This is a genomic window from Flavobacterium sp. FlaQc-47 (assembly GCF_044006475.1).
Classification (GTDB): Bacteria; Bacteroidota; Bacteroidia; order Flavobacteriales; family Flavobacteriaceae; genus Flavobacterium.
In genome coordinates this window covers 218,132-229,517 of record NZ_JBIPCQ010000008.1, presented here as the reverse complement: position 1 = coordinate 229,517, position 11,386 = coordinate 218,132, and the positions used below count along the sequence as shown (strand labels likewise).

Sequence of the window (11,386 nt, the reverse complement as noted above, 5' to 3'; positions counted from 1 at the left end):
TTCAAAAATCAAAACGAATTATCCCAACACAAAGTCTCTGCTATTGCTGATGATTATTTTTTCTCAGTTGGTTACTGCCATTAATAATTTCTCAAAATCATTGAATTAAACATGTTATAAACAATTAAAAAACAGAATTATGAAAAAACAGCATCTAAAAAAGATCTCAAGTAAAGTTTTAATTATTGCATTATCTGCAATTACGTTCGCTTGTCAGGACACGACATTGGAGGAAGCAGAAACAACAGCCGCTGTCGCTGCAACACAACAAAACACCAAAAAAATCAGTATGGCAGCAAGTTCTGATTTAGCAAGAAGATGGGCTCCTATTCATTACAAAGATGTAGATGCCACGGGAACTTATGCCGAAGGAGGAAAATCTGATTATCTTACTGCTATTAATTATGACAATGACTGGAATGGTGAAAATAACTGGAACAATCTTCCTGCTTATGCCAATTCGTTAGCGGCACATTGTTACTATTCAATTGTAGAATCAGAAACGCATTGGTTTATTACTTATGCTTTCTTTTCTCCAAGAGACTGGACAGATAATCCGCTTTTATATTCATTAGACCAGCATGAAAATGATTTAGAAGGAGTATTAATGATAGTAGAAAAAGATGGATCTAATTATGGTGCTTTAAAAGGAGCTGTTACAGTAAGTCATTCCGATTTCTTTTCATATGTACCCTCTGGCAGTTCTTTTGTAAACGGATTGGAAAGTATTGATGGAACATTACAAATGAGGGATTATAATGGAGAATTACATCCTATTACTGCGCAGGATGCTAAAGGGCACAGTCTTAAAGCCTGGCCACAGCACGATATAGATGGAGATGGAATTATCTATTATCCTTCGGCAAGCGGCACTGCACAAATACCTTCTGATAATTATGATACTTATGTGGAATACAAACTTGTTGATATTTTTGAAACCGGAGGACTATGGGATCAAAGATTTAACACGCAATTATTTTCTAGTCCAGCCGGAGGATTTACAGGAAATGATTTTAAAACTGGTGGTGCTAATGCTCCCTGGGCCTGGAATGATGGAAATGATGCGATCGTACAAGGTGGAGAATTTGCAACGGATCCCGCAAAATTAGCCGATAACTATTTTGATGGAGTGGGCAATTTATCCCGTACTTATATAGATAATAAATATAATAATGCAGCTGGCGGAATTGTAACTGTTTACCAAAATTGCAATTATACAGGTTATGCGATTGCTTTGCCTGCCGGTAATTATACATTAGCTCAGTTAAAAACGTACGGTATCGTAAATGACGATTTGTCTTCTGTTCGATTAGAAAGCGGTTACAAAATTACCCTGTATCAAAATGATAATTTTGGAGGAGAATCTGTTGTAATAACAGGAAATAATGGTTGTTTAGGCAGTTTTAATGATAAAGCCAGTTCTGTGAAGATTAGCGCTATATAAATTGTAATTGAATTTGAATATGCAAACGAGAATAAAGAAAAAAGCGAAGTCTTTCTTGTTTGCATATTCAATTTTTTTTATGCATATTATCACGTACAATTTTTCCAATATCCAACATCTGCATGAATGTTAGTTGTTTATGAATCGCATTTACTACTTTTTACTTTCCGGAATATAAAACCACGCTTAGATAATAAAAAATGCTCGTGAAAATTGCCTGCATTCATAGCAAAAAGTATTAATGCTAATTGTATTATATTTACCTTTTAAAGTGAATGTATATTATGGAAGATTATTTAATTGGTATCGGGAAAAGGCTAAAAGAAATCAGAAAAAAAAGTGCCTTAACAATACATGAAGTTGCTGGCAGAGCCGGAGTGAGCAACGGTCTTATTTCAAGAATTGAAAATGGCAGAACGATCCCTTCTCTTCCGGTTTTAATAGAGCTTATTCACTCTTTAGATACAGATGTTACCTATTTTTTTGAAGGAGTGAAAAACATCAAAAATGCCAAATTTATTCACATAAAAAAGGAAGATTATCAAAAGATAGAAAAAGAAGACCGCTCAGAAACAAAGGGTTTTAATTACTATCATATCTTCAGTAAAAGTATTAATTCGATTGGTTTTGAAGCTGTAATTCTTGAAGTCGAACCAGATAGTAAACGTGAAAAAGTTATTACTGATGCCTGGGAATTCAAATATATTATAAAAGGAAGCGTTACTTATATCATTGATGATGTAGAAGTAGTTGTAAACGAAGGTGATTCACTATGTTTCAACGGAAGACTTCCTCATGTTCCTGAAAACAGAACTCAGGAAAACTGTATCATGCTGGTACTTTATTTTTATTCTGAAAGTAATAGCTAATCTTTGCGGAGTTTCTAGTGCGATCCTTCCTTGCGTCAGGATGACAATATTGAAAAAAAAATTACGACTTTGCAACTTTGCAAGCAAAAATTCACAATCAACTTCGCTGTTAAACAATAAAAAGGCTACCTCCAAAATGGAGATAACCTTCTAAAAAAAACAATAAACACATTCTGAAATAATTTAATTTCCTGCCGGAAGCCAGGAGCGTCCGTCAAGTGACCATCCTGAATTGATTGGCACGCCAAACCATTGCAGTGATGAATAGGCAATATCTACCATTTTTGGTACGACTCCACTTCCTGTTCCGCATTTTAAAGTTGCTGCACTTGTTTTCCAGGTTGGTGTGTTAGGAAAAGCAAGCGCAACTTGTTTAGTACTCAAATCCGTAAAAGAATTTCCTGAACCGTTATCGCCTTTCCAATATCCTATGAGATTAGCATAATCAGGATGAGAAGCTGTAACAGATGAACAGGTATAATTAAAAATCGAAGCTTCAGACAACGCTTTGTTCCAAACCCGGACTTCAGCAATATTTCCGTTTACATTTGCGCCATACGTCAAAGTTCCGTCCTGCCCTACTGCAAAAGGTAATCCTGAAGTTAAACTTCCAAATGTGCTGACAATAGCAGCTTGACCAACGAAAGCACCGTCCTGGTAGGTTTTTACCAATTTTGCCGTACGATCTACTACTAATGTTAAATGATGCCATTTCCCGTCATTGATGGTGCCTCCCGAAATATCTACGCGATTTTGAGTATCACCAATATTAACTTTCCATGTTCCTCCCGTATTGGCACAAATTACAAAACCACGATTTTTACCACTTGCCCAGTTTTTATTAGAAACTAAAGATGGATCGCTTGAATAACCAGAAGTTTTTACCCTGCATTCAACCGTAAAACTGGAACTCCCAAAATTATATAATGCATTTGTTGTCGATGCGTAAATACTATTCGAATTAAAATTGGCAAATTTACCCGTAATAGTAGTTGTGGGATCAACAGGTTTTTCGATTTTAGTCGAAGTGAAATTTTTATTATTGAAGATGGTAAAAATATTTCGTTCTTCATAAGATGATCCGCCGTGCGATCCTGCTGAACCTGTCACTATTCCGCCATGATCGGGTGCAACGATAACCAGCCAGTCTTCATTGGCATAATTGGGTCTGTTTTTTAATGCCGTCAAAATCTCTCCAATATAACCATCTGTAGTTTCTATTGAAGATTTATACTGTGGCACATTGATCGAAAATCCGTAGCTGTGACCTGCATGATCTACATCATCAAAATGCAGGAATAAAGCATCCGGATTATCATTTGTTAAGGCAGCAACTACTTCATTTTTTACCGCTAAATCTGTTGATACTGTTTTCTCCACATCAATTCCGTCTACGATATAAGTATTGATTGGTACCCAATGTACAATTGACATTGTTTTTAAAGCAGTATTATACGTTTCAAGACGTTTTAAAAAGCTTGGATAAGTTCCAAAATTCGGACTTGAAAATGAATTGTCTGTTACGCCATGTTTTAAATGGGTAACTCCGCTCAGCATTGTCGACCAGCCGTTTCCGCTCCATGTTGGGGCTTCAGTCAAAGCATCCAAACTATAAACCGAATTAGGAAGTAATCCATGAACATTTGGTGTATTGGCTCCCATCAAAGCATCGCCGCGACAGCCGTCAATGCCTATAATTAGCAGTTTTCTAGTTCCGCTGCTTGCTGCAGCTTTACCCGTTTTTAAAATAGTTTTTGCATTTGCTGAATTCTCATCGCTCGCAGGCGTTGGTTCATTGCTACATGAAGTCACTAAAAGTACACTCGCAAGAATTGTAACGTAACTTAATCTAAAAATCTTTTTCATTGAATTGAATTGTTTTGTTGATTACTATTTATTTACTTGTTTAAAACTATTTCCTGCAGGGATTTTATTTTAACTAATTAGTTTTTTTTTATGTGATTATTTTTAAGCAGATGAAAAATGTTTGCCACGAATTACACTAATTTTCACTAATTAATTCGTGTTGATTCGTGAAATTCGTGGCGAAAAAACTTTCTCTCGCAGATTTGGCAGATCGAACAGATTTTTAATTTTTAATTTTTAATTTATCCAAATCTGAGATGTCTTTTTCAATACTGTATAACGAAGCAAGTGAGTCTAATATATAATCCGGCTTTGCCTCTTCAAGTTGTGCTCTGGTTTGAGCTCCTGATAAAACACCAATGGTGATGCCGCATTTGGCATTTTTTCCTTCTTCTATATCGATGGCCGAATCTCCTGCTTTCAGTACTTTTGAAGCATCTTTGATTCCGAATAATTGCATGGCTTTGTGTATCATATCCGGAAATGGGCGTCCTAGTTCTACATCGTCTGCGGTGATTAAAGCATCAAATTGATTGTCTTTTTTCCAGTTTAATTTATCTAATAAAGTGTTCGCAACATGGCTGCTGTATCCTGTATTTAAAACTATTTTTATACCGTCTTTTTTAAGTTTTTGAAACACATTTTCAATGCCTTCGATAGGTAAAACTTTGGCCGTCAAATATTCCTGGTCAAGGATTTTTTTGAAATGTTCGAATATTACATTTGTTTTTTCAACATCATTAATTTCGCTGCTTTTTAAAATATCTTTTATTGCCTGATACTTTTCTTTTCCGGCACCTAATGAAAGTACCGTTTCCAGAGAAACTTCAATGCCAAAATGGTTTATAGACTTGTACAGCGTTTTATATACTATATTTTGTTCATTGATTGTGGTTCCGGCCATATCAAAAACGACCATTTCAATTTCATTGATTTTCATTTTGTGTGTTTTATTTTGAACATGTTTCTACATGTTGAGTGTAATTGTGCTTAATTTTTCACGCAGATTTTTACAGATTGAAGTAGATTAAGGCAGATTTTTTTAATCTATTTTAATCCGTGAAATCTGTCGCTAAAAACTATGCATTAAAAATTTTGTCGATATTATGTTTGGCAAATCCAGCGCTTCCGGTCATTCCTTTACCTCCAATTCCAGTTATGATGTGAATGTTTTCTCCGATTGTATGTTCAAAAATATCTTTGGTTTTGCATTGCGAATACATTCCAAACCATCTGTTTTGGATTTCATACGTTGGTAAGTCGATTATTTTTTTCGCTTCTTCAATCATAAAATTGTCGATATCCATATTCAAATCAAATCCCAGAGAATCTATATCTTTTGCAGGAGCATATTCGTGCGAATCTCCCAGAATTACAGATCCGTCAAGAGCTTGTTTGAATAAAATATGAACGCCGTACTGTTTCTCAAAACTATTCGGATTTTCTTTGGCTTTGATTGCTGCGTACGATTTACATTCTTCAAACGATTCATATCTTCTAATCGTTAATCCTGTCAAAATAGAACCATCTAGTTTGTAATTATTCTGGGGTTTTGTCTGCAGCATCTGAAGTTTTGAAACAACCAAATCACTGTTATTATAAACTTCAGGATATAATATTTTGAAATCACTTCCATTACAAATAATAATTTTTGAAGCTTTGAACTCTTTTCCTAACGAAGTTGTTGCAACTACTTCATTATTTCTGTTTTCAGTATTTAAAACAGTTGTATTCATAAATAAATCAAGTCCCATATTTGCAGTCATATACTGATGCAGTTTGTGAATCATTGTTGAAGGTTCAACGGTGACTTCCTGCGGAAAAAATAATCCTCCTATACAATAATCAGCACGTAAACCTGGGTATTTTGACAGACATTGTTCTTTTGTCAATAAGTTTGATTCGTAATCATTCGAGATATTTATTTGGTGCAACTCTTCAATCAAGTGCATTTCTTCTTCGTTTGAAGCCAGATAAACAGTTCCGTTTTGCCGAATGCTAATATCAAATTGCGACTGAATATTTTTGTAAATTTTTAAACTTTCTTTTCCGAAATTTTGCCATTTTTTATCCATTCCTGATGGTACAACCTGACCAAAATTTCGAACTGTTGCGCCTTCGGGTTTGCTGTTTTTTTCTAAAATAGCAACCGACATTCCTTTTTGTAAGGCGTGATAAGCATGAAATGTGCCTAAAACTCCTGACCCAACGATTATTAAATCATATTTCTCTTTCATGTTTATGTTTGTGTAATTGTTTTTTATGATAATCTTAAATGAGTACCAAATTTGTATTTTTTGCCACGAATTTCTCTAATTTTCTCTAATTTTTACTTTGAAAATGCTTAAAAAAACTAGCCTAAAATTGCACAGATTTATGTAGATTTTTAATCCTTACAATGACATAATTCGCGGTAATTCGAGAAATTCGTGGCAAACTTTTTTTATATTATTTTCGCTTGGTATTTGTCGTGGATAATCATATTTATTTTTTATTCTATTTCTTTTTCTTTATTTCAAGTGTACAAAGGTGTTGTGGTTATTTTTATCGTTTTTTTGAATTTCCGTTTAAAGTACTTAAACGACATTATCGTTGTGATGATCCCCACGAAGGATAACAGATAAATACAAGTCGTAAAAAAACTTAAAAAGGAAATATTCTTATCTCCAAAATTTTTGAAAAGCAACACTAAAACGCTTCCTAAATAACCAAAAGCATCGGCGATATAAATTAAAAATCCTGTGTTTCCATCTATTTTATAAGTGGCGATCATTCGGTCAAAAAATAAACCGTTAAACGGAATGTAACAAATATACATGCCAAATCCAGAGATCATCATCCACGGAAGTGGTGCTAATAATTGCTTTTGAAACAAGAAAGTTGCTGCGCCAATTAAAACCGAACCTATGAACAATACTAAATGATAATTTTTAAAAGCTTTGTAGTTGTTTTTCATACTTCCTAAAAATCCCAAAATAACCAAAACCGAAATTGCTATTGGAATTTCTGAATACATATAAATAGAAATACTTTCTTTGTAACCTAAAGAATCCCATAACTCTCTGGCAAAATTATCTCTGAATTCTCTCATTGCCGTAAGCATGGCATAGAATACAATAATTGCCGTAAGCGGAAAAGCAAATTGCCTGAACAATGAAGCACGTTCTTTTTTACCAAGAGGTTTACGTTTTGATCGTAATGCTAAATCTTCACTGTCAGGATTTGGAATTTTCTCTAAAAAGAGTGAAAATGCGATTAAGGGAATTATAAAAATCAACCCCGAAACAAACGGCATCCAAAACTCAGTACATCCTAAAACTTTCAAGACAAAAACACCCACAGATTTTGCGGCTCCTGAAGAAACAATAAAACTTGAGCAAAGGATGACACCTAATAATTCGGTCGTTTTTCTTCCTTCGATATACGAGAAAACAATTCCCCAGATCATGCCCAAAGGAAGTCCGTTTATGAATAAAAATAAAATATTGTAGGGTGCCGGAACTAATGCAAAACCTAATAATGCAAGTTCTGAAATGGCTATAAAACTTATTAGATACAAAATTCTTTTAGAAGATTTTAGTTCTGATATTATTTTTATTCCCAAAAACTTAGAAAGCGTATATCCTAAAACCTGTGCCAGAATTAGCAAGATTTTATAGTCAATTCCCCAAAAAGACATGTGGTCAAATGTCGCCACGGTAAAAGGTTTTCTAAAAGCGTACATACAAAAATAAGTACCAAAAGCCGCAATGGAAGTTTTTAATATAAACCTGAAATTCGATGTTTTTGTAGCCATTGGTTCTTGAGATTTAGGGTAATAAGTGTGGTGTAAAGTTTAGATAAGTGTTTCTTTTTTTAGAAACCCGTTGAATGTGTTCGATTAAAAAAAATAAATCGTAAAAATAGAATCTCCCAACATCCAACGGGTTAACTTATAGTTGTCTATAAATTATATTTTAAACCCAGATTAAACTTCACTCCATAATATTCTACCTGTTTTGGTCGGTTTGGCGTTTCTCCAAAATGATACATTAAAGGCTCATTCAAAACATTATTTAAATCACTGAAAATGGTAAAATGATCTCCAATTTTATACGAAGCAGAAAAATCAAGCGAGTTGTATTTACCGTAGTAAATATCATTCATGTCGGTATTTTTTGCATTGGCATCAAAACTTGTTGCATAAGCGCCTTTATGGTTAAAAGCGGCTCTTACGTTCAATTTCCCACTTTCATAAAACAATTGTAAGTTGTATAATTCTTTTGCCTGATAAGGAGTTGACACTTTTCTCCCGTTTGGATTATTGGCATTTTGTCCCAAAGTCATTTCAGAATTCATTATTGTAGCATTGATCTGAGTTCCGAAATATTTCAGGAATCCAGGTAAAAAGCTAAATCTTTTTGTGATTCCAAATTCAACTCCGCCAATCCACGCATCATCGCCATTTGTTGGAGAACTGATTTCGATATTCGGAATTCCGTTTATTGTTCCCTGATACGTATCATCAAAAATTGGATCTGTAATCGATTTATAAAAAACACCGGCGTTAATAATTCCTACCTCATCAAGAAAATACTCTCCTAATAAATCAAAGTTCCAGGAATAAGTCGGGTTCAAATTTGGGTTTCCTCCTGCATATTCTCCGTCAATAGTATTTAAAGATCCAGCTGGAGAAATATCTCCAAAGTTTGGTCTTGCAAAAGTTCTTGTAGTGGCAAAACGAAGGTTTAAATTTTCAACCGGAGAATATTTCACATGCAACATTGGCAATACTGAAGTATACGTTTTTGTATTTTCAGTATCTACAACTACATCATTTTCAACTGTTTTACCTGTAACCTGAGTAATTGTATTGGTCATTCTGACTCCTCCTAAAATGGTCCATTTATCATTTAACAAATAAGTGGCCATTGCATAAGCAGAAGAAGTGGTTTCACCTACATTAAAGTTTCTTCCCAAACCTTTTCCTAATTCAGGAATTTGAGAATCTGCAGGGTTTAAAACCAAATTACCTTTAGAATTATTGAATAATTTTGTCATTCCGTCAGTCGATAAAACCGCGCCGAAAGTGTTTCCTATAGTACTTCCCGTTTCTCTTTTCATATAATCTGTTCCTCCCGGTTGAAGAATTAAATACTGACTGTAATTTGATAAAAACGGTGTTGGAGAACCTGTCCAGCTGTAGTATTCGTCCCTAAAAGTAGCAATACGATCTTTATCTGTCAGTTTTGCACCAAATTTCATTTTAAGATTTTCATTAAAATTGTGCTCGTAGTTAACCGCAGCAATAATATTGTCTCTTTCTACAATACTAATTTTGTATAATTCTAAAGTAGAAAACTTCATTTTTGTGGGATCCGTTTTAAAATTTGGATCTGAGTAAAAATCAAATACTGATTTAGGGTTATTAGGATCCAGCATTCCGCCGTCGGCAGCCCAATAGGCTCTTGGTCCGCCAGCTCCGCCAGATGCAACTGGAACCGTATTTAAATATCCGGGTTTAACCCCAACGCCAGTCTGGTTGAACTGAATTAAAAAATAACTATTATCTTCTGCATTTGGAATGTTTCCATATTTAAACTGATTTCGATAAGAGGCCAGACTCCAGTCTAAAGTTCCGTTTGTCAATTGATGTTTTCCGCCTAAATCAATGCCGATAAACTGCGTCATTAATTGGTTATGAATATCCTGCTGTTCAACAGTCAGCGTGCTTGTAGCGTTGCTGAATTTATCAAATCTTATTCTGTGTTTATAATGTGTTTCCTCATCTGTAAGTCCGCCATAAGTTGCTTTAACGAAAATTTTATCTCTCGATGAAGGATTAAATTCCATGGCAGCGTTTAAACCGGTTGTTTTTCTTACGCCGGTGTAATCTCTTAATTCTAATCTGTAAACTCCCTGATCGCCATTTCTTCTGGCTTCATAATTATCTGTCGCCCAGTTTCTGTCCCAGTAAGTTCCATTGATAATATAGCCAAATTTCCCGTTTTTGCTTTTGTCACCAATGGTAAGCGATCCGCTGTAAATTCCTTTGTCTGATTTTTGATTGTATCCGCTAAAAACACTTGCTTTAATAGTTCTTTTTGTTGGAGCGGTTTGTGTGGTAAAATTTACGCTTCCGCCAATTGCATCTCCGTCCATATCAGGCGTAATTGCTTTCGTAGCTTCAACATACGCAATAAGATCTGATGGAAAAAAGTCAAATGCTGTGGCTCTGGAAGTTGTCTCTTCTTCGGCAGTTGGGATCCTGTTTCCGTTAATTGTAGTGGATGACCAGAAAGGAGGCAGTCCTCTTACCGAAACAAAACGTCCCTCGCCCTGATCTCTTTCAATAGAAACTCCAGGCATACGCTGTACCGTCTCGGCTGCATTACGATCCGGAAGTTTTCCTATTCCATCTGCAGCTATTACGTTTACAATGCTCATTGATTTCTTTTGCATGTTCAGCGCTCTTGCTTCGCTGTTTCTTTGGCTCATTCCGCTCACAACAACTTCATTTAATTCTTTTGAATTTGTAGAAAGTCTAATGATTCCTAAGCTTAATTTTTGATTGTCTTTTATTTCAACTGTAATTGTTTTGGTTTCATATCCTATATATGCGATCTGCAATTCAAAATTTCCTGATTTTACATCCTGAATCGTAAAAGATCCACTAAAATCAGTTGTTGCTTTTTGATTATTAGATAGTATAATAGTTGCTCCCGGCAAAGGAGATTGTGAGTCAGTAACTGTTCCGCTTATTGTGGCTTTTTGCGCCATAATATTTTGGGCAAAAAATAAAGCTGAAAAAATAAAAATTGCCTTGTAAATTGTTTTCATGGCTAGTTTGTTTACAAATATTAAATTTATTACAGCAAATTAACTATGAATTTTACAAATAGTGAAAAAATTAAAATTATGGAATTGTTAAAGAAATGAAAATTTAAACGTCTTGTTTGTTAAGGATTTGTAAAAAGTACGGAGCTTAATTGACTGAATGTCAAAATAAAATCCCTTTAAATAGAAGCAGAGAGCAGATTACATGATATTTTTAAGTAGAAGATAATTGTGATTTAGAATAAAAAATTACTTAACACAGCAATTTTTAAAAACGTCATATTTTTACAAATAGTAAACTTTTTAAGTTTTTATACAATAATTACACTAGAAAAATTATTTAAAGGCTCATACTGAAGATAAGAAATCAGAACTTGAAAAATAGTTTAAA

7 protein-coding genes are annotated in these 11,386 nt (G+C 34.4%); 2 read left to right on the top strand and 5 right to left on the bottom strand.

From position 1 onward, the window contains the following. Window positions 1–139: 139 nt before the first annotated feature. Entirely contained in the window at window positions 140–1,444 is a 1,305-nt protein-coding gene (locus tag ACHRVX_RS21730; RefSeq protein WP_395336217.1) for a hypothetical protein, read from the top strand. A 284-nt stretch (window positions 1,445–1,728) separates the two neighbouring features. After that, window positions 1,729–2,313, top strand: a complete 585-nt coding sequence (locus ACHRVX_RS21725; RefSeq protein WP_395336215.1) for a helix-turn-helix domain-containing protein — start codon at window positions 1,729–1,731, stop codon at window positions 2,311–2,313. A 183-nt stretch (window positions 2,314–2,496) separates the two neighbouring features. Here ACHRVX_RS21725 and ACHRVX_RS21720 read toward each other — a convergent pair whose 3' ends face one another. From ACHRVX_RS21720 to ACHRVX_RS21700, 5 genes are all read right to left on the bottom strand, one after another. Further along, window positions 2,497–4,179, bottom strand: coding sequence for a DUF4983 domain-containing protein (locus ACHRVX_RS21720; RefSeq protein WP_395336213.1), 1,683 nt, complete (start codon window positions 4,177–4,179; stop codon window positions 2,497–2,499). A gap of 223 nt (window positions 4,180–4,402) precedes the next feature. Then, window positions 4,403–5,119, bottom strand: coding sequence for a phosphonatase-like hydrolase (locus tag ACHRVX_RS21715; RefSeq protein ID WP_395336210.1), 717 nt, complete (start codon window positions 5,117–5,119; stop codon window positions 4,403–4,405). A gap of 139 nt (window positions 5,120–5,258) precedes the next feature. Beyond that, a complete protein-coding gene (locus tag ACHRVX_RS21710) occupies window positions 5,259–6,416 on the bottom strand; it encodes a TIGR03364 family FAD-dependent oxidoreductase (protein ID WP_395336207.1) in 1,158 nt (385 codons plus the stop codon). A gap of 278 nt (window positions 6,417–6,694) precedes the next feature. Continuing rightward, window positions 6,695–7,975: a DUF5690 family protein gene (locus tag ACHRVX_RS21705; protein ID WP_395336205.1), complete on the bottom strand. Its 1,281-nt coding sequence runs from the start codon at window positions 7,973–7,975 to the stop codon at window positions 6,695–6,697. Window positions 7,976–8,121: 146 nt separating this feature from the next. Further along, complete coding sequence (locus ACHRVX_RS21700) at window positions 8,122–10,998, bottom strand: TonB-dependent receptor (protein WP_395336203.1); 2,877 nt, start codon at window positions 10,996–10,998, stop codon at window positions 8,122–8,124. Window positions 10,999–11,386 lie beyond the last annotated feature (388 nt).